The 19361-nt window shown below is 62.9% G+C and carries 19 protein-coding genes and 1 tRNA gene; all 20 read right to left on the reverse strand.

What is annotated here, in order from left to right; translation table 11 throughout:
- Positions 1–6: 6 nt before the first annotated feature.
- The 20 genes from nuoL to CDE01S_RS14830 all read right to left on the reverse strand — a co-directional run bounded on the left by nuoL (position 7) and on the right by CDE01S_RS14830 (position 19231).
- A complete protein-coding gene (nuoL, locus tag CDE01S_RS14735; protein ID WP_066709172.1) occupies positions 7–2058 on the reverse strand; it encodes an NADH-quinone oxidoreductase subunit L in 2052 nt (683 codons plus the stop codon).
- A 28-nt stretch (positions 2059–2086) separates the two neighbouring features.
- On the reverse strand, positions 2087–2395 hold the full coding sequence (gene nuoK / locus CDE01S_RS14740; protein WP_066709229.1) for an NADH-quinone oxidoreductase subunit NuoK: 309 nt from the start codon (positions 2393–2395) through the stop codon (positions 2087–2089).
- Positions 2396–2397: 2 nt separating this feature from the next.
- Entirely contained in the window at positions 2398–3048 is a 651-nt protein-coding gene (locus tag CDE01S_RS14745; protein WP_066709175.1) for an NADH-quinone oxidoreductase subunit J, read from the reverse strand.
- 44 nt (positions 3049–3092) lie between these two features.
- Positions 3093–3602: an NADH-quinone oxidoreductase subunit NuoI gene (nuoI, locus tag CDE01S_RS14750; RefSeq protein ID WP_066709178.1), complete on the reverse strand. Its 510-nt coding sequence runs from the start codon at positions 3600–3602 to the stop codon at positions 3093–3095.
- A 12-nt stretch (positions 3603–3614) separates the two neighbouring features.
- Positions 3615–4697: an NADH-quinone oxidoreductase subunit NuoH gene (nuoH, locus tag CDE01S_RS14755; protein WP_066709181.1), complete on the reverse strand. Its 1083-nt coding sequence runs from the start codon at positions 4695–4697 to the stop codon at positions 3615–3617.
- The gene (gene nuoG, locus CDE01S_RS14760; protein WP_066709184.1) at positions 4694–6814 is read right to left on the reverse strand and encodes an NADH-quinone oxidoreductase subunit NuoG; all 2121 of its coding nucleotides are present in this window, start codon (positions 6812–6814) and stop codon (positions 4694–4696) included. Before nuoG ends, nuoH begins: the two co-directional genes overlap by 4 nt.
- Positions 6815–6837: 23 nt before the next feature.
- Positions 6838–8193 (reverse strand): NADH-quinone oxidoreductase subunit NuoF, encoded by a 1356-nt coding sequence (nuoF, locus tag CDE01S_RS14765; RefSeq protein WP_066709186.1) that lies wholly within the window; start codon positions 8191–8193, stop codon positions 6838–6840.
- Positions 8190–8678: an NADH-quinone oxidoreductase subunit NuoE gene (nuoE, locus tag CDE01S_RS14770; RefSeq protein WP_066709189.1), complete on the reverse strand. Its 489-nt coding sequence runs from the start codon at positions 8676–8678 to the stop codon at positions 8190–8192. Before nuoE ends, nuoF begins: the two co-directional genes overlap by 4 nt.
- Entirely contained in the window at positions 8675–9928 is a 1254-nt protein-coding gene (locus CDE01S_RS14775) for an NADH-quinone oxidoreductase subunit D (protein WP_066709192.1), read from the reverse strand. The genes nuoE and CDE01S_RS14775 overlap by 4 nt, the downstream gene beginning before the upstream one ends.
- A 2-nt stretch (positions 9929–9930) precedes the next feature.
- Entirely contained in the window at positions 9931–10539 is a 609-nt protein-coding gene (locus CDE01S_RS14780) for an NADH-quinone oxidoreductase subunit C (RefSeq protein WP_066709195.1), read from the reverse strand.
- A 10-nt stretch (positions 10540–10549) separates the two neighbouring features.
- Positions 10550–11029 carry a NuoB/complex I 20 kDa subunit family protein gene (locus tag CDE01S_RS14785; RefSeq protein ID WP_066709197.1) on the reverse strand — a complete coding sequence of 160 codons (480 nt, stop codon included), beginning with the start codon at positions 11027–11029 and terminating at the stop codon, positions 10550–10552.
- Between the two features lie 30 nt (positions 11030–11059).
- Positions 11060–11419 carry an NADH-quinone oxidoreductase subunit A gene (locus CDE01S_RS14790; protein WP_066709199.1) on the reverse strand — a complete coding sequence of 120 codons (360 nt, stop codon included), beginning with the start codon at positions 11417–11419 and terminating at the stop codon, positions 11060–11062.
- Between the two features lie 55 nt (positions 11420–11474).
- A tRNA-Leu gene (locus CDE01S_RS14795) sits at positions 11475–11559 on the reverse strand.
- Between the two features lie 107 nt (positions 11560–11666).
- A complete protein-coding gene (gene secG, locus CDE01S_RS14800) occupies positions 11667–12068 on the reverse strand; it encodes a preprotein translocase subunit SecG (protein WP_066709201.1) in 402 nt (133 codons plus the stop codon).
- A gap of 36 nt (positions 12069–12104) precedes the next feature.
- Positions 12105–12851 (reverse strand): triose-phosphate isomerase, encoded by a 747-nt coding sequence (tpiA, locus tag CDE01S_RS14805; RefSeq protein WP_066709204.1) that lies wholly within the window; start codon positions 12849–12851, stop codon positions 12105–12107.
- A complete protein-coding gene (locus tag CDE01S_RS14810; protein WP_066709232.1) occupies positions 12848–13867 on the reverse strand; it encodes an NAD(P)H-quinone oxidoreductase in 1020 nt (339 codons plus the stop codon). Before CDE01S_RS14810 ends, tpiA begins: the two co-directional genes overlap by 4 nt.
- A gap of 73 nt (positions 13868–13940) precedes the next feature.
- Positions 13941–16058, reverse strand: a complete 2118-nt coding sequence (gene pnp, locus CDE01S_RS14815) for a polyribonucleotide nucleotidyltransferase (RefSeq protein WP_066709208.1) — start codon at positions 16056–16058, stop codon at positions 13941–13943.
- Positions 16059–16267: 209 nt separating this feature from the next.
- Positions 16268–16534 (reverse strand): 30S ribosomal protein S15, encoded by a 267-nt coding sequence (gene rpsO / locus CDE01S_RS14820; protein ID WP_066709211.1) that lies wholly within the window; start codon positions 16532–16534, stop codon positions 16268–16270.
- 243 nt (positions 16535–16777) lie between these two features.
- On the reverse strand, positions 16778–17935 hold the full coding sequence (locus CDE01S_RS14825) for a pyridoxal phosphate-dependent aminotransferase (protein WP_066709221.1): 1158 nt from the start codon (positions 17933–17935) through the stop codon (positions 16778–16780).
- A gap of 18 nt (positions 17936–17953) precedes the next feature.
- Positions 17954–19231 (reverse strand): branched-chain amino acid ABC transporter substrate-binding protein, encoded by a 1278-nt coding sequence (locus CDE01S_RS14830; RefSeq protein WP_066709223.1) that lies wholly within the window; start codon positions 19229–19231, stop codon positions 17954–17956.
- Positions 19232–19361 lie beyond the last annotated feature (130 nt).

Genomic DNA, 19361 nt, shown 5'->3' on the forward strand with positions numbered 1-19361 from the left:
TTCTCCTTATCGGCTGAGCCACTCAACAACCATGGGCCATGTCACAAACCAGGACATGAGCACCAGAACGCCAACAATCATGGCCAGGGCATAGTGGTACAGATAACCGGACTGCACCCAGCGCACCGTGCCGGCCACCCAGCCCACGAGCTTCCAGGAACCGTTGATCACGGCACCGTCAATCAAGGCCTGGTCGCCCCCCTTCCACAAGCCGGTGCCCAACAGGCGCGCACCACGGGCCAGGATGTTCTCGTTGATCCAGTCCATGTAGTACTTGTTTTCCAGCAAGGTGTAGATCGGTTGGGCGGCACGCTTGATGGCCGCCGGCAGGGCCGGATTGATCATGTACATGTAGTAGGCGCAGACCACACCGGCCAGCGCCAGCCAGAACGGCGCCGTACTGAAGGCATGCAGCGCCATGGCCACCGGGCCATGGAAGGCCTCCGCCAGTTCCTGCATCACGGGGTGCTTGGCCGCATCGACAAAGATCGCGTCCTTGAAGAACTCGCCGAACAGCATGGGCTGGATCGTCATGTAACCGATCACCACCGAAGGAATGGCCAGCAGCACCAGCGGCACCGTCACCACCCAGGGCGACTCGTGCGGCTCGTGATGGTCGTCATGACCGTGGCCATGGTCGTCATGGTGCGCATCCGGGTTCTGGTCGTAGCGCTCCTTGCCGTGGAACACCAGGAAATACATGCGGAAGGAATAGAAAGCAGTCACGAAAACACCGGCCAGCACCGCAAAGTTGGCAAAGCCAGCACCCCACAGATGGCTTTCGTGCACGGCTTCGATGATGCTGTCCTTGGAATAGAAACCGGAGAACAGCGGCGTGCCGATCAGGGCCAGCGAGCCCAGCAGCGAGGTGATCCAGGTAATGGGCATGTACTTGCGCACGCCGCCCATCCAGCGGATGTCCTGGTTGTGGTGCATGCCCATGATGACCGAGCCGGCGCCGAGGAACAGCAATGCCTTGAAGAAGGCGTGCGTCATCAGGTGGAACACGGCCACCGAGTAGGCCGAAGCACCCAGTGCCACCGTCATGTAGCCCAGCTGCGACAGCGTGGAGTAGGCCACCACGCGTTTGATGTCATTCTGGATGATGCCCAGGAAGCCCATGAACAGCGCCGTGATGGAACCGATCACCATGATGAAGCTCAGGGCGGTGTCGCTCAACTCGAACAGCGGCGACATGCGCGCGACCATGAAGATGCCGGCCGTCACCATGGTGGCAGCGTGGATCAGGGCGGAGATCGGGGTCGGGCCTTCCATCGAGTCAGGCAGCCAGACGTGCAGCGGGAACTGGGCCGACTTGCCCATAGCACCGATGAACAGGCAGATGCAGATCACGGTGATCAACATGGCATCCTGGCCCAGGATGTACCAGGGGAACTCAATGGCGCCGAGTTGGGCCGCCTTGCCGAAGACCTCGTTGTAGTTCAGCGTGCCGGCGTAGGCCGCGATCAGGCCAATGCCGAGGATGAAGCCGAAGTCGCCGACACGGTTGACCAGGAAGGCCTTCATGTTGGCAAAGATGGCGGTCGGCTTGTTGAACCAGAAACCGATCAGCAGGTAGGACACCAGGCCCACCGCTTCCCAGCCGAAGAACAGCTGCAGCAGGTTGTTGCTCATGACCAGCATGAGCATGGAGAAGGTGAACAGCGAGATGTAGGCGAAGAAGCGGTTGTAGCCCTCGTCCTCTTCCATGTAGCCGATGGTGTAGATGTGCACCATCAGCGACACGAAGGTCACCACACACATCATCATGGCGGTCAGGCCGTCGACCATGAAGCCGACCTCCATTTTCAGGCCGCCGACCACCATCCAGGTGTAGAGCGTCTCGTTGAAGCGGGCGCCGTCCATGGCCACGCTCTTGAGCGTCATGGCCGAGAGGATGAAGGCCAGCAGAACACCCAGAATGGTGAGCGAGTGCGACAGGCGACGGCCGATCCAGTTGCCGCCGAACTTGGTACCAAGGACACCGGCCAGAACGGAACCGACCAGCGGTGCCAGCGGCACGGCCAGCAGGGTGGATGCAGAAAGGGTTTGACTCATCTTCTAGTACCTTGATGAACCGGCGGGTTCAGCCCTTGAGCGTGTTGAGTTCGTCCACATTGATGCTGGACTTGTTGCGGAACAGCAGCACCAGGATGGCCAGGCCGATGGCCGACTCGGCAGCTGCCACGGTGAGAATGAAGAACACGAACACCTGGCCATGCATGTCGCCCAGGTAGTGGGAGAAGGCCACGAAGTTCAGGTTGACCGCCAGCAGCATGAGCTCGATGGCCATCAGCAGCACGATCAGATTCTTGCGATTCAGGAAGATGCCCACCACGGCCAGCGCAAACAACATGGCGCCGAGCGTGAGGTAATGTCCGAGTGTCAGGGTCAGGGTCATGCCTTGTTCTCCTCAGGCGCTGCCTCGGCAGCCGGTGCCGGGCGTGTGGGATCGAGCTTGACGATCTGCAGACGATCGCTGGCACGCACGCGCACCTGCTCAGATGGATCAATGGCTTTGCTGTCCTTGCGGGCACGCAAGGTCAGGGCGATGGCCGCAATCATGGCCACCAGCAGGATGACCGCAGCCACCTGCACCGGGTAGACATACTGGGTGTAGAGCAGCTTGCCCAAATCCTTGGTGTTGGAGACTTCCAGCAGCGGCTGACCGATGACCTGGGCCACGCGCGGCTCCTCGGACACGCGGAACCCCGCCATCAGCACGGCGGCCATCTCCAGCACCACCACGGCCCCCAGCAAAGCTGCCAGGGGGAAGTGCCGCCAGAAGCCCTGGCGCAGCGCGTCAATCTTGATGTCGAGCATCATGACCACGAACAGGAAGAGCACCATCACCGCACCGAGATAGACCAGCACCAGCGTGATGGCCAGAAACTCGGCCTTCAGCAGCAGCCAGATGGCCGACGCCTGCGAGAAGGACAGCATGAGAAAGAGCACGGCATGCACAGGATTGCGCGCCGTGATGACCCGGAAGGCTGCAAACAGCAGCACCAACGAGAACAGATAAAAGAAACCGGTCTTGACGTCCATGGGTCGATCTTTGTGAGGTTCTGTGCGACGGTCTTCAGCGGGTGTTAACGATATTTGGCATCAGCCGCCTTGGAGGCTGCGATCTCGTTCTCATAGCGGTCGCCCACGGCCAGCAGCATGTCCTTGGTGAAATACAGGTCGCCGCGCTTTTCGCCGTGGTATTCAAAGATGCTGGTCTCGACAATCGAGTCGACCGGGCAGCTTTCTTCACAGAAGCCGCAGAAGATGCATTTGGTCAGGTCAATGTCGTAGCGCGTGGTGCGACGGCTGCCGTCGGCGCGCACATCGGACTCGATGGTGATCGCCATGGCCGGGCAGACCGCTTCGCACAGCTTGCAGGCAATGCAGCGCTCCTCGCCGTTGTCATAACGGCGCAGCGCATGCAGACCGCGAAAACGCGGCGACAGCGGTGTTTTTTCTTCCGGGAACTGCACCGTGACCTTGCGGCGGAAGGCGTAGCGTCCGGTCAGGGCCATGCCCTTGAAGAGCTCCACCAGCATGAAGCTCTTGATGAAGTCTTTGAAAGAGAAAGTTGAAGCAGCGATGGCAGACATGTCTTGACCCGCTTAGTTCCAGATATTCCACGGCGTCTGCATCCAGATGCCGACGATGAGCAGCCACACCAGGGTGACCGGGATGAAGATCTTCCAGCCCAGACGCATGATCTGGTCATAACGGAAGCGCGGGAAGGTCGCGCGGATCCAGATGAACATCGAGACCACAACGAAGGTCTTGGCACCCAGCCAGATCCAGCCCGGAATCCAGTTGAGCAATGCGCTGTCGATCGGCGACATCCAGCCGCCGAGGAACATGATCACCGCCAGAATGGAGACCAGCCACATGCTGGCGTACTCGGCCAGGAAGAAGATGGCAAAGCCCATGCCCGAGTACTCGACCATGTGGCCGGCCACGATCTCGGCTTCGCCTTCCACCACGTCGAAGGGGTGGCGATTGGTCTCGGCCACGCCGGAGATCAGGTAGACCATGAAGATCGGCAGCAACGGCAGCCAGTTCCAGGACAGGAAGTTCAGGCCCATGTCGCTGAAGTAACCCTTGCCCTGCCCTTGCACGATGTCGGTCAGGTTCATGCTGCCCGACACCATCAGCACCACCAGGAAGCAGAAGCCCATGGCGATCTCGTAGCTCACCATCTGCGCCGAAGCACGCAGCGCACCGAGGAAGGCGTACTTGGAGTTGGAGGCCCAGCCGGCAATGATGACGCCGTAGACCTCGATCGAGGTGATGGCCATGATCAGCAGCAGGCCGGCGTTGATGTTGGTCAGCGCCACGTCGGGGCCGAAGGGAATCGCCACCCAGGCGGCCAGCGCCGGCATGATGGCCATGATCGGGCCGAGCACGAACAGGCCCTTGGCAGCCGCGCTCGGCTGGATGATTTCCTTGGTCAGCAGCTTGAGCGCGTCGGCAATCGGCTGCAGCAGGCCCATGGGGCCGACGCGGTTGGGTCCGTAACGCACCTGCATGAAGCCCAGCAGCTTGCGCTCCCACAGCGTCAGGTAAGCCACCGCCCCCATCAGCGGCGCGAGCACCACCACGATCTTGAGCAGAATCCAGATGACCGGCCAGGCCATGGCCGTCCACCAGTTGGCGGCCAGCAGGTTCAGGCCTCCGTTGTACAGCGCATCGATCATGCTGCCACCCCTTCTTCACGCACAGCACGCGCATCGGCCGTCAGCTGTAGCGACGGCGCACGACGGACCAGGCCGTCCAGTTGGTAGATGGATGCCACCACCGGTTCGGTGGTCGAAGCAGCCAGTGTGATGGCCGCTTGTGTGGCGTTGTTGAGTGCCGGCGCCGTGGCCGTCGCGGCGGCCAGCACCTCTTGCGAACTTTCGAACTCGAAGCCCGGCAAGCCGAGCAGGTTGCCCAGCACGCGCAGCACCTTCCAGGCCGGACGCGTCTCACCCAGCGGTTTGACCACGGCATGGAAACTCTGCAGTCGGCCTTCGGCGTTGGCGAAACTGCCCGAGGTCTCGGTGAACGGTGCGATGGGCAACAGCACATCGCTGAAAGCCAGGTTGGTCTTGAACGGGCTCAAGGTCACCACCGTGTCAACCTTGCCCAGACCCTCGGCCGCCTTCTGGCCGGCAGCGGAGTCGAACTCGGGTTCGGTGTTGAGCAGGATGGCGGCCTTGAGGCCACCCGCCAGCATCTGACCTGCTGTCAAACCACCGGCTTGCGGCTGGACCTTCATCCACTGGGCGCCCACGGTGTTGGCTGCTTCGGTGAGGTAGCCCACCGTAGCGCCGGTCTGTGCGGCAATCCAGTTGGCCAGTGCCAGCAGGCTGGAAGCCTGTGCATGGTGCGCAGCGGCGTTGCCCAGCAACACGGCCTTGCGTTCGCCACCGAGCAGCGACTTGGCGATGGCCTGCGCTTGTGCAGTGGCCTGGCCGGTAGCCGGTGCACTTACGCCCTTTTCGGCAGCGATCGCAGCCGCCACATCGGCCAGCACCTGGCCCCAGGCCGAAGCGTCGGTCACGACAGCGTTGGCCACGCGCATGGCCCAGGCATCGGCATCCTTGAACAAGGCCTTCGAAGTGATGGCATTGACGGCAGCACCATGGCGCACCGCCTGGCGAATGCGCTGGGCAAACAGCGGATGGTCCTTGCGCAGGTTGGAGCCAACCACCAGCACACGCTGGAGTTGCGTCAGGGATTCAATCGAGGTCCCGAGCCAGCGAACGCCTTCGCCCTTGCCGAACTCGGCATGGCGCAGACGGTGGTCGATGTTGTCGCTCCCCAGACCGCGCACCAGCGCGCCGGCCAGGTACAGCTCTTCCACCGTGCTGTGCGGGCTGACCAAGGCACCAATGCTGTTGGCACCATGCTCGGCCTGGATGTGTTTGAAGCTCTTGGTCACGTATTCCAGCGCGGTCTGCCAGTCGACGGTTTTCCACTCGCCGCCGTGCTTGATCATGGGCTGGGTCAGACGATCCTGGCCGTCCAGCGCTTCATAGGAGAAACGATCGCGGTCGGCGATCCAGCATTCATTGACCGCCTCGTTTTCCAGCGGCACAACGCGCATGACCTTGTTGTTCTTGACCTGCACGATCAGGTTGGCACCGGTGGAGTCGTGCGGACTGACCGACTTGCGGCGGCTCAGCTCCCAGGTGCGGGCCTGGTAACGGAACGGCTTGCTGGTCAGCGCGCCGACCGGGCAGATGTCGATCATGTTGCCGGACAGTTCGGAATCCACCGAGTGACCGACGAAGGTCTCGATTTCGGAATGCTCGCCGCGGTGCGACATGCCCAGCTCCATGACGCCGGCCACTTCCTGGCCGAAGCGCACGCAGCGGGTGCAGTGAATGCAACGGCTCATCTCTTCCATCGAGATCAACGGGCCGACATCCTTGTGGAACACGACGCGCTTTTCCTCTTCGTAGCGGGAGGAAGACGCACCGTAGCCGACGGCCAGGTCCTGCAACTGACACTCGCCACCCTGGTCGCAGATCGGGCAGTCCAGCGGGTGGTTGATCAGCAGGAACTCCATCACCGACTTCTGCGCCTTGACCGCCTTGTCGCTCTTGGTGCGCACGATCATGCCCTGCGTCACCGGCGTGGCGCAGGCCGGCATCGGCTTGGGCGCCTTTTCCACATCGACCAGACACATGCGGCAGTTGGCCGCAATGCTGAGCTTCTTGTGGTAGCAGAAATGCGGAATGTAGGTGCCGGCTTTTTCGGCCGCATGCATGACCATGCTGCCTTCCACAACCTCTACCTTCTTGCCGTCGAGTTCGATTTCAACCATGTTCGTGTACTCGGGTATGGGGCTCAGACGTAGGCCGGGACCATGCAGGTCTTGTGGGCCACGTGGTGTTCGAATTCATGTCGGAAATGCTTGATCATGGCGCGCACCGGCATCGCCGCTGCATCGCCCAGCGCGCAAATGGTGCGGCCTTGGATGTTTTCCGCCACGTTGTCCAGTAGGTCCATGTCTTCGGGGCGACCCTGGCCGTTCTCGATGCGGTCGACCACACGCGACAGCCAGCCCGTGCCTTCGCGGCAGGGCGTGCACTGGCCGCAGGACTCGTGCATGTAGAAGTAGCTTAGGCGCTGCAGCGACTTGACCATGCAACGGGTCTCGTCCATCACGATCACCGCGCCCGAGCCCAGCATGGAGCCAGCCTTGGCAATGGAGTCGTAATCCATGGTGCATTCCATGATGATGTTGGCCGGCAGCACCGGCGCCGAGGAACCACCGGGAATCACCGCCTTCAACTGGCGACCGCCGCGCACGCCACCGGCCAGCTCCAGCAGCTTGGCAAAGGGCGTGCCCATGGGGATCTCGTAGTTGCCCGGACGCTCGACGTCACCGCTGATCGAGAAGATCTTGGTGCCGCCGTTGTTCGGCTTGCCGCACTCCAGGTAGGCCTGGCCGCCGTTGCGGATGATCCAGGGCACCGCAGCGAAGGTCTCGGTGTTGTTGATGGTGGTGGGCTTGCCGTACAGGCCGAAGCTGGCAGGGAACGGCGGCTTGAAGCGCGGCTGGCCCTTCTTGCCTTCGAGCGACTCCAGCAGCGCGGTCTCTTCGCCGCAGATGTAGGCACCAAAGCCGTGGTGCGCATGCAGCTGGAAGCTGAAGTTGCTGCCCAGAATGTTGTTGCCCAGCAGGCCGGCAGCACGCGCTTCTTCCAGCGCGGCCTCGAAGCGTTCGTAGACTTGGAAGATCTCGCCGTGGATGTAGTTGTAGCCGACCGTGATGCCCATGGCGTAGGCCGCGATGGCCATGCCTTCGATCACGATGTGCGGGTTGTACATCAGGATGTCGCGGTCCTTGCAGGTACCCGGCTCACCCTCGTCGGAGTTGCACACCAGGTACTTCTGGCCCGGGAACTGGCGCGGCATGAAGCTCCACTTCAGGCCGGTGGGGAACCCGGCGCCGCCGCGGCCGCGCAAGGAAGACTCCTTGACGGTGGCGATCACCTGGTCTTGTGTGAGACCCTCGCCGCCATCCTTGCCGAGGATCTTGCGCAAGGCCTGGTAGCCGCCACGCGCTTCGTAATCTTCCAGGCTCCAGTTGGAACCGTTCAGGCCGGCGTAGATCTGCGGATTGATGTGACGGTCGTGGAAGCAGGTCTGCACGCCGGTGGCGGCAAACTGGGACAGGATTTTTTCAGCCGACATCATTTGGTCTCCGCAGACTTCAGACCATCGATCAGCTGATCGAGCTTGTCATTCGACATGAAGCTGCACATGGTGCGGTCGTTCACCAGCATCACCGGCGAATCGGCACAGGCACCCAGGCATTCACTCTGCTGCAGCGTGAACAGGCCATCGGCCGTGGTCTCGCCCATGGCGATGCCCAGCTTGTGCTCCAGGTGCTTGAGCGCCCTGGCGCCGTCGCGCAGCTGGCACGGCAGGTTGGTGCACACGTTGAGCTTGTACTTGCCCACCGGCTGCTGGTTGTACATGTTGTAGAAAGTCGTCACCTCGTGCACGGCCATCGGCGCCATCTCGAGATAGGCAGCGATCTCAGCCTCGCTGTCGGCACTCACGTGCCCAAGCTCCTGCTGCACGATGGACAAGCAGGCCATGACGGCAGACTGCTTCTGCTCAGCCGGGTATTTGGCGACTTCTTTGGCGAAGCGCGCTTTGATGGAATCAGAGATCATCGATCAATCTCTCCAAACACGATGTCCAGGGTGCCGATGATGGCCACGGCGTCGGCCAGCATGTGGCCGCGGGCCAGCTCGTCCAGCGCTGCCAGATGGGCAAAGCCCGGGGCGCGGATCTTGAGGCGATAGGGCTTGTTGGCACCGTCGCTCACGAGGTAGATGCCGAACTCGCCCTTCGGATGCTCGACGGCGGCATAGGCCTCGCCTTCGGGCACACGCATGCCTTCGGTGAAGAGCTTGAAGTGGTGGATCAGCTCTTCCATGTTGGACTTCATGGCCTCGCGTGCCGGCGGTGCCACCTTGTGGTTGTCGGTGATGACCGGACCGGGGTTGGCACGCAACCAATCCACGCACTGCTTGATGATGCGGTTGGACTCGCGCATCTCCTGCACGCGCACCAGGTAACGGTCGTAGCTGTCGCCAGTCTTGCCAACCGGAATGTCGAACTCGACACGGTCGTAGGCATCGTAGGGCTGCTGTTTGCGCAGGTCCCAGGCCACGCCGGAGCCACGCAGCATGGGGCCGGTCATGCCCAGGTTCATGGCACGCTCGGCCGTCACGACGCCGATGCCCACGGTACGCTGCTTCCAGATGCGGTTGTCAGTCAGCAGGGTTTCGTACTCGTCCACGCACTTGGGGAAACGCTGCGTGAAGTCGTCGATGAAGTCGAGCAGTGAACCCTGGCGGTTGGCATTGAGTTCGGCCATCGCCTTGGCGTTGCGGATCTTGCTGGCCTGGTACTGCGGCATGGTGTCCGGCAGGTCGCGGTAGACGCCGCCCGGACGGAAGTAGGCCGCGTGCATGCGCGCACCGGACACCGCTTCGTACATGTCGAACAGGTCTTCGCGTTCGCGGAAGGTGTAGATCAGGATGGTCGAGCTGCCGCAGTCGTTGCCGTGCGAACCCAGCCACATCAGGTGATTGAGCAGGCGCGTGATCTCGCCGAACATGGTGCGGATGTACTTGGCGCGCAGCGGCACCTCGATGCCCAGCAGCTTCTCGATGGCCAGGCAGTAGGCCTGCTCGTTGCACATCATCGACACGTAGTCGAGACGGTCCATGTAAGGCAGCGACTGGATGTAGGTCTTGCTCTCGGCCAGCTTTTCGGTGGCACGGTGCAGCAGGCCGATGTGCGGGTCGGCGCGCTGGACCACTTCACCGTCGAGCTCGAGCACCAGACGCAGCACGCCGTGCGCGGCCGGGTGCTGCGGACCGAAGTTCAGGGTGTAGTTCTTGATTTCGGCCATGGTCAGTTCAGGCCTCCGTAGTTGTCTTCACGGATGATGCGCGGCGTGATTTCGCGCGGCTCGATGCTCACCGGCTGGTAGACCACGCGCTGCTGCTCGGCGTCATAACGCATCTCGACATGGCCGCTGAGCGGGAAATCCTTGCGGAAGGGGTGGCCGATGAAACCGTAGTCGGTCAGGATGCGGCGCAGGTCGTCATGCCCTTCGAACACGATGCCGTACAGGTCGAAGGCCTCGCGCTCATACCAGTTGGCGGCACGCCAGATGCCCGTGACAGAGTCCACCACCGGGAAATCATCGTCAGCGGCGAACACCTTCAGGCGCACGCGCTGGTTCAGGCTGACGGACAGCAGATGGGAGACGACGGCGAAGCGTTGACCCTCCCACACACCATCACCATAGGCGGAATAGTCGACACCACAGAGGTCAATCAGTTGCTCAAAGCGGCAACCGGGGGCATCGCGCAGAATCTGCGCCGCCGCCAGATAGTCGGCAGCCGCCACCTCCACCGTGACCTCGTCCTGCCAGACATCGATACGACGCACCTTGCCGCCCAAAGCGGCGGCAACTGTGTCCTTGAGAGCCTCGGGATTTACAGCAATAGCAGTCATCTGTGATTCCTCAGACGCGCGCAATGGTTTGCGTGCGGCGAATTTTTTGCTGCAGCTGGATGATGCCGTAGATCAGCGCTTCCGCCGTGGGGGGGCAGCCTGGCACATAAACATCCACCGGCACGATGCGGTCACAACCGCGCACCACCGAGTAGCTGTAGTGGTAGTAGCCGCCACCGTTGGCACAGGAACCCATGGAGATGACCCAACGCGGCTCGCTCATCTGGTCGTAGACCTTGCGCAGGGCCGGCGCCATCTTGTTGCACAGCGTGCCGGCCACGATCATCAGGTCGGACTGGCGCGGGCTGGCGCGGAACACCTCGGCGCCGAAACGGCCGATGTCGTAGCGCGCCGCGGCCGCATGCATCATCTCGACCGCGCAGCAGGCCAGACCGAAGGTCATGGGCCAGAGCGAGCCGGTTTTGGCCCAGTTCACCACCGTGTCGTAACTGGTGGTGATAAAGCCCTCTTTCATCACGCCTTCAATCATGGCATCAGCCCTCTTGAAATCTGCTTAGTTCTATTCCCAGTCCAGGGCGCCTTTTTTCCACTCGTAGATGAAACCCACGACCAGAATGCCCAGGAACACCACCGCCGCCCAGAAGCCGACCGCCCCCACCTCTTTGAGCGCAACCGCCCACGGGAAGAGGAACGCGATTTCCAGATCGAACAGAATGAAAAGGATGGCCACGAGGTAGTAGCGCACGTCGAACTTCATGCGCGCGTCTTCGAACGCCTCGAAACCACACTCGTAGGGGGAGTTTTTTGCCGCATCGGGCCGGTTCGGCCCCAGGACATAGCCGAGCACCTGGGGCAGGATACCTACCGCGATGCCGACCAAGATGAACAGGAGAACGGGAAGGTACTGATCGAGGTTCATCTTGAGATTCTGATCACCGTTTAGCCCGCCGGACTGGATCCAACAGGTCTGTTTATGGTGCCGTCGGCGAGACTCGAACTCGCACAGCTTTCGCCACTACCCCCTCAAGATAGCGTGTCTACCAATTTCACCACGACGGCTTGTCTCAGGCGTCAGAATTGCATGAGGATTGCGCTTTCCCGACAGCCCTAGAGTTTACCCTGAATTTGACCCGCCTCCCGGTTGATGCGGGTCAACATCAGAGAAATTACTTCGACGGAATCTGCCCTGCGCCCGAGGTGGCCGGTGCAGACGGCACCGGGGCTGCGGGTGCCTGGCTGCCCGGAATTTGCGTGGCCGTACCAGCCGCGCCTTCCGCTGCCGGCGCGGTGACGGCAGCGCGCTCCAGCACGCTGCCCGAACTCGCCGGACGCGCATTGCCGAAGTAGGCCAGCGCCAGGGTGCAGACGAAGAACACCGTGGCCAGCACGGCCGTGGTGCGCGACAGGAAGTTGGCGCTGCCGCTGGCACCGAACAGGCTGCCCGAGCTGCCGCTGCCGAAGGCCGCGCCCATGTCGGCGCCCTTGCCGTGCTGGATCAGGATCAGGCCGATCATGGCCAGTGCCGACAGCAGTTGGACCGCCAAGAGGATGGTCAATACGAGACTCATGTTTACTCCTAAATTCGTAGCAATCTGCGTCCGCTATCAGCGGGCTGCAGCAATGATGGTCAAAAAGTCCGGGGCCTTGAGCGAGGCACCGCCAATGAGGCCGCCGTCGATATCGGGCTGAGCCAGCAGCTGCTCTGCGTTGGCGGCATTCATGCTGCCGCCATAGAGGATGTTTATGCGCTCGGCCTGCGGCGTGGCGGCTTTCAGCTGCGCCCGCAGCACGGCATGCACGGCTTGCGCCTGCTCCGGCGTGGCGGTCTTGCCGGTGCCGATGGCCCACACCGGCTCGTAGGCCACCACGATCTCGCTGATGCAATGGCCATTCAGATGGATCACCGCGGCCAGTTGCCGCTTGACCACTTCCTCGGTCTTGCCGGCTTCACGCTCGGCCAGTGTCTCGCCCACGCAGACGATGGGCGTCACGCCGTTGGCCAGGGCGCGCTGCGCCTTGGCTGCCACCACGGCATCGGTTTCACCATGGTATTGGCGGCGCTCCGAGTGACCGACGATGGCGTAGCGCACGCCGAAGTCCTTCAGCATGGCCACCGACACCTCACCGGTGTAGGCTCCAATCTCGTGCTGCGACATATCCTGTGCGCCCAGCTCCACAGGGCTGGTGGCCAGCAAAGCCTGGCACTGTGCGAAGTAAGGTGCCGGCACGCAGACCGCGATGTCACAGGCCGGGTCTTTCAGGCCGGAGAGGATACCCTTGAGCAGGGCCTGGTTGGCCGCCAGGCTGCCGTTCATCTTCCAGTTGCCGGCGATCAGCTTCTTCTTGCTCATTTTGTCTCCCAGGTCAGCACGATCTTGCCGATGTGCTGGTTGGATTCCATCAGCGCGTGCGCCTTGGCGGCGCCGCTGCCGGTCGGCTCGCTCGGATCCACGGCCTTCCAGGTGCTGTGGATCACGGGTTTGATGCTGCCGTTTTCAATCAGCGGCCAGGCGTGCTTCAGGCAGGCCTGGGCGATGGCGGCCTTGAAAGCCACCGGGCGCGGGCGCAGCGTGGAGCCCGTGATGGTCAGGCGCTTGCGCAACACCAGGCCGGCATTGAACTCGCTCTTGGTACCGCCCTGCACCGCGATGATCACGATGCGGCCGTCCTCGGCCAGGCATTCGACCTCGCGCGCGACGTAGCTGCCGCCCACCATGTCGAGAATGACGTCCACACCCTTGCCGTCCGTCAGGCGCTTGACCTCGTCCTTGAAGTCCTGCGTCTTGTAGTTGATGGCATGGTCGGCACCGAGCTTGAGGCAGGCGGCGCACTTGTCGTCGCTGCCAGCGGTCACGATCACCGTCGCACCCATGGCCTTGGCCAGCTGGATGGCGGTGACGCCGATGCCGCTGGAGCCGCCCTGGATCAGCAGGGTTTCGCCCTTCTGCAGGCGGCCGCGGTCGAACACATTGCTCCAGACCGTGAAGAAGGTCTCAGGCAGCGAGGCCGCCTCGACATCGCTCAGGCCTTTCGGGTATGGCAGGCACTGCGCAATCGGCGCCGTGCACAACTCGGCGTAGCCACCGCCAGCGACCAGCGCGCAAACGCGGTCGCCCAGCTTGAGACCGGCTTTCGCCAGCTCTTTGGCATCGCCACCCACGACCTCACCCGCCACTTCGAGGCCGGGAATGTCGGAAGCCCCCGGCGGGACGGGATAGTTGCCGGTGCGCTGGAACACGTCGGGCCGGTTGATGCCGCTAGCCGCCACGCGGATCAGCAACTCGCCGGCCGCCGGCACCGGGTCCGGGCGCTCGCCCAGACGCAGCACCTCGGGTGCACCGTAGGATGTGATTTCGACTGCTTTCATGATCATTTATGTCGATAGCCCTTGCGCTGATTGCGCAAGGCGCTATCGATTCAATAGCAAAGTGAAAGACGGATCAGGCCTGCTCGCCGCCTTGGGCGGGACGGTCCAGCAGCGCCTTCATGGACAGCTTGACGCGGCCCTTCTCGTCAGTCTCCAGCACCTTGACCTTGACGATCTGGCCTTCGGACAGGTAGTCGGAGACCTTCTCGACGCGCTCGTGGGCGATCTGGCTGATGTGCAGCAGGCCGTCCTTGCCGGGCAGCAGGTTGACCAGGGCACCGAAGTCCAGGATCTTGGTGATCGGGCCTTCGTAGACCTTGCCAATTTCCACTTCGGCCGTGATCTCGGCGATGCGGCGCTTGGCCTCGTCGGCCTTGGCGCCGTCGGTGGAGGCGATGGTGATGGTGCCGTCTTCCGCGATGTCGATCTGGGTGCCGGTCTCTTCGGTCAGCGCGCGGATCACGGCGCCGCCCTTGCCGATCACGTCACGGATCTTCTCGGGGTTGATCTTCATGGTGTACAGGCGCGGCGCGAAGTTGCTCACCTCGGTCTTGGCTTCGCCCATGGCTTCCTGCATCTTGCCCAGGATGTGCATGCGGGCTTCCTTGGCCTGGGCCAGCGCGACCTGCATGATTTCCTTGGTGATGCCCTGGATCTTGATGTCCATCTGCAGCGCGGTGATGCCGTTGGTGGTACCGGCCACCTTGAAGTCCATGTCGCCCAGGTGGTCTTCGTCACCCAGGATGTCGGTCAGCACGGCGAAGCGGTTGTCTTCCTTGATCAGGCCCATGGCAATGCCGGCCACGTGGGCCTTCATCGGCACGCCGGCGTCCATCAGCGACAGGCAGCCGCCGCACACCGATGCCATCGAGGAGGAACCGTTCGATTCGGTGATCTCGGACACCACACGCATGGTGTAGGGGAAGTCTTCCTTGTTCGGCAGGCAGGCCACCAGGGCGCGCTTGGCCAGACGGCCGTGGCCGATTTCGCGGCGCTTCGGCGTGCCCACGCGACCGGTTTCGCCGGTGGCGAAGGGAGGCATGTTGTAGTGCAGCATGAAGCGGTCTTCGAACTCGCCGGCCAGGGCGTCGATGCGCTGGGCATCACGCTCGGTACCGAGCGTGGTGACCACCAGGGCCTGGGTTTCACCGCGGGTGAACAGGGCCGAACCGTGGGTACGGGGCAGCACGCTGTTGCGGATTTCGATCGGACGCACGGTGCGCGTGTCGCGACCGTCGATGCGCGGCTCGCCGGCCAGGATCTGACCGCGCACGATGCGCGCTTCGATGTCGAACAGCATGCCTTCGACCTTGACGCTGTCGAACTCGACGCCGGACTCTTTCAGGTCGGCCATCACGACAGCATAGGCTTCGCGGCAAGCGTGGGTGCGGGCCTGCTTGTTGCGGATCTGGTAGGCGGCGCGCAGCTTCTCTTCAGCCAGCGCATTGACCTTGGCGATCAGGGCTTCGTCCTTGGCCGGCGCTTGCCAGTCCCAGGCCGGCTTGCCGGCGTCGCGCACCAGCTCGTGGATGGCGTTGATGGCGATGTTGCCCTGCTCGTGGCCGAACACCACGGCACCCAGCATGATCTCTTCCGACAGCTGCTGGGCTTCGGATTCCACCATCAGCACGGCGGCTTCGGTACCGGCGACCACCAGATCCATCTGGCTGTCCTTGCGCTGGGTCTGGCCCGGGTTCAGGACGTATTCACCGTTGATGTAACCGACGCGGGCAGCGCCGATCGGGCCGTTGAACGGAATGCCGCTGATGGACAGAGCCGCACTGGTGGCGATCATGGCCGCGATATCGGCGTCGACTTCCGGGTTCAGCGACAGGGTGTGGATCACGACCTGCACTTCATTGAAGAAACCTTCGGGGAACAGCGGGCGGATCGGGCGGTCGATCAGACGGGAGGTCAGCGTCTCGAGTTCGCTCGGGCGGCCTTCGCGCTTGAAGAAGCTGCCGGGGATCTTGCCGGCGGCGTAGGTCTTCTCAATGTAGTCGACCGTCAGGGGGAAGAAGTCCTGGCCGGGCTTGGCGCTCTTGGACGCCACCACGGTGGCCAGCACCACGGTGTCATCGATGTTGACGATCACGGCACCGCCGGACTGGCGGGCGATTTCACCGGTTTCCATGGTGACCGAGTGCTGGCCCCACTGGAAGGTCTTCGTGACTTTATTGAACATGCTCATGTGTCTCTCCTATCAATTCGGGAGGTAAAGGCCACCTCACCTTTGGCCCGGAGTCAGCAACACAGAACACGATGCCATTCCAGAGAAAGTCGGCCATTGGACTCAAATTTCTCTGGAATGACACAGCTTCGCTCTGTTTTTACCTTCTCCGAAGTACAAAGCGCCTGAGCTAGTGAACTAACTCAGGCGCTTCGTCATGTTTCTGGCGATTACTTACGCAGACCCAGCTTGGTGATCAGCGCGGTGTAACGGTCGGCATCCTTGCCCTTGAGGTAGTCGAGCAGCTTGCGACGACGGCTCACCATGCGCAGCAGACCACGACGGCCGTGGTGATCCTTGGCGTGGGTCTTGAAGTGGGGGGTGAGTTCGTTGATGCGAGCGGTCAGCAGGGCGACCTGGACTTCCGGGCTACCGGTGTCGGTGGCGCTGCGGGCGTTGGCTTTAACAACTTCAGCTTTGATGCTGGATGCGATCATTTCATTCTTCCTGAGATGTGGGCGGCACCAGCCCTCTGGCTGTGACGTCCCGGGTTTTCAACTTGCGTCAGCGGCTGGAACTGCTGCTGACGTGCGCTCCGCACCGGTTAACCCGTTGCAGAACCATGAAATTATAGCTCACCCCAGGCTGCGCGCACTTCGTGTCGCTCCGCCACCCCCTGCAAGGGGCGATGCCAGCCGCCCGGCAAAGCCGGTTCGGCGGCATCCCACGATGTGAGAAGCCTACTGAGCAGCGAGCCAGGTCTTGAGGCGCTCTACCCCTTGCACCAGCCGCTGCGGGTCGCGGGAGGCAAAACACCAGCGCAGCCAGCCCTGCGCCTCCGGGGCAAAAGCCTCACCCGGTGCCAGGCCCAGGCCGGCCTCCAGCACCAGGCGCTTGGCCGTGGCCAGCGAATCCGGGTAGCCGTCCAGCCGGAAAAATGCGTACATGCCGCCCGCCGGCGTGGCCACCTGCACGCCGGGCACGGCCTGCAGCAGCGGCAGCAGGGTGTCGCGACCGGCCTTGAGCTGCGCCACCACCCGCGGCGTCACCTCTGCGGCCCGCTGCAGCGCCATCACGGCGGCGCGCTGGGTGAAGACGCTGGCGCACGAGGTGTTGAACTCGATCAGCTTGCCCATGTCGTGCGTCAGGGCAGGCGGCAGCACCAGCCAGCCCAGGCGCCAGCCGGTCATGAGGAAACTCTTGGAGAAGCTGTGCACCATGATCAAGCGATCGTCCGCTGCCGCCACATCCAGAAAACTCGGCGCACAGCCATTTGAACTAGGCTCGTAGTACAGCTGCGAGTACACCTCGTCGGCGACGATCCAGGTGCCGGTGCGGCGGCAATGGTCCAGGATGCGCTGCTGCTCGGCGCGCGTCAGCGTCCAGCCGGTCGGGTTGTTGGGCGCGTTGAGGATCAGCACCTTGGTGGCCGGCGTCACGGCCGCCAGCAGGCGGTCTAGGTCCAGCGTCCAGGCGCCGTCGACCGGCTGGAGCGGCACGCAGGTCAGGCGTGCCCCCATGATGACCGGCTGCGCCGTCAGGTTGGGCCACACGGGCGTGACCACCACCACCTCATCGCCGGCAGCCACCAGCGCCTGCATGGCCAGCATCAGCGCACTCACGCCGCCGGAGGTGACGGCAATGCGCTCGACACCGATCGGCCCATGGTGAGCGCTCATGTGTGCGGCAATGGCCTCACGCAGCTCGGGCAGGCCCAGGTTGTGGGCATAAAAGGTTTCGCCCTTCTGCAGCGACTCGATGGCCGCCTGGCGAATGAAGTCCGGCGTGACCTCGTCGCCCTCGCCGAACCAGAAGGCCAGCACGTCGGGGCGGCCCAGGCCGGCATTGGCCACCTCACGGATTTTCGATTCCTGCAGCTGGCGGATGACGTCACGCATGAAGTAATTTCAAAAAAATCAGGGACGCTGCATTTTGCAGCTGCTGGGCTGCTCGGCACGCGCGGCCGGCAGGACCTTGATGACGCGAAAGCCGTAACCCGAACCTTCAACGTCGAACTTCACACCGGCGGCGCCCTGGCGCTCCATCAGGCCGACCATCAGCTGTTGCTGGAACTGGTGGTCCAGCGCGCGCATGGTGCCGCGCTGGCCGTTTAGCGTCACGTTGGCTTTTTCCAGCTGACCGGCCACGTCCACGGCCTGCAGTGAGCCAGCGCGCTCGATCGCCTGCGCCAGCGACTCCACCAGCAGCTGCATGCGCATGTGCACGTAGTCGTCGGCCGGCTTCGGGAAGCGCTGGCGGAAGGACTGGTAGAACGCCTCGCTGTCCTTGCCTGGCGCATTGGGCAGCCAGTCGGCCACGGCAATCACACGGCCGACGCCGGCCTCACCCAGCGCAGCCGGTGCCCCCAGCGCATTGCCGTAGAAGGTGTAGAACTTGCCCTCGTAACCGGCTTCACGCGCCGCCTTCACCAGCAGCGTCAGGTCGTTGCCCCAGTTGCCGGTGATCACCGCCTGCGCGCCGCTGGCCTTGATCTTGGCCGCATAGGGCATGAAGTCCTTGACGCGCCCCATCGGGTGCAGCTCATCGCCGACGATCTGCACATCGGGCCGCTGCTGGCCCAGCTGGCGCCGTGCTTCGCGCGCCACCGCCTGGCCGAAGCTGTAGTCCTGGCCGATCAGGTAGGCGCTCTTGACGGCCTTGTCATCCTTCAGCACCTCCATCAGCGCCGCCATGCGCATGTCGGCATGGGCGTCGAAGCGAAAATGCCAGAAGCTGCACTTCTCGTTGGTCAGGATCGGATCGACCGCCGCGTAGTTGAGGAAGATCACGCGCTTGCCCGGCTCGCGTTCGTTGTGCTTGTTGATGGCATCGATCAGCACCGCCGCCGTGGCTGAGGAATTGCCTTGCGCCACAAAGCGGGCGCCATCGTCGATGGCGGCGCGCAGCGCAGCCAGGGCCTCTTCGTTCTGGCCCTTGCTGTCATAGCGTTCGATGGCCAGCGGGCGGTTGCCGCCGGCGGCGGCCGGCAGCTTGATGCCGCCACGCGCATTGACGCGCTCGGCCGCCCACGCCAGATTGCGGTAGACCGCCTCGCCGGTGTTGGCAAACGGGCCGCTCAGGCCTTCGATCATCGCAATCTTGATGGGGGCCGGCTGGGCCTGGGCCAACAAGGCGGCGGGCAGAGATAAAGCCAGCAGCAGCGATTTCAATACCGGACGACGAAAAATATTCATGGCAAAACAACTCTTGAAAACAAAAAAATTGCGCTCAATTTCGATCCAAGCGGCAGACCAGAGATGGCGGCCGCGCAGTGTACGGGATACGGTTTTGACCGCACTTCGTACACACCCCCATTTTTGTGTT

It is taken from the genome of Curvibacter delicatus NBRC 14919 (assembly GCF_001592265.1).
Taxonomy (GTDB): Bacteria; Pseudomonadota; Gammaproteobacteria; order Burkholderiales; family Burkholderiaceae_C; genus Hylemonella; species Hylemonella delicata.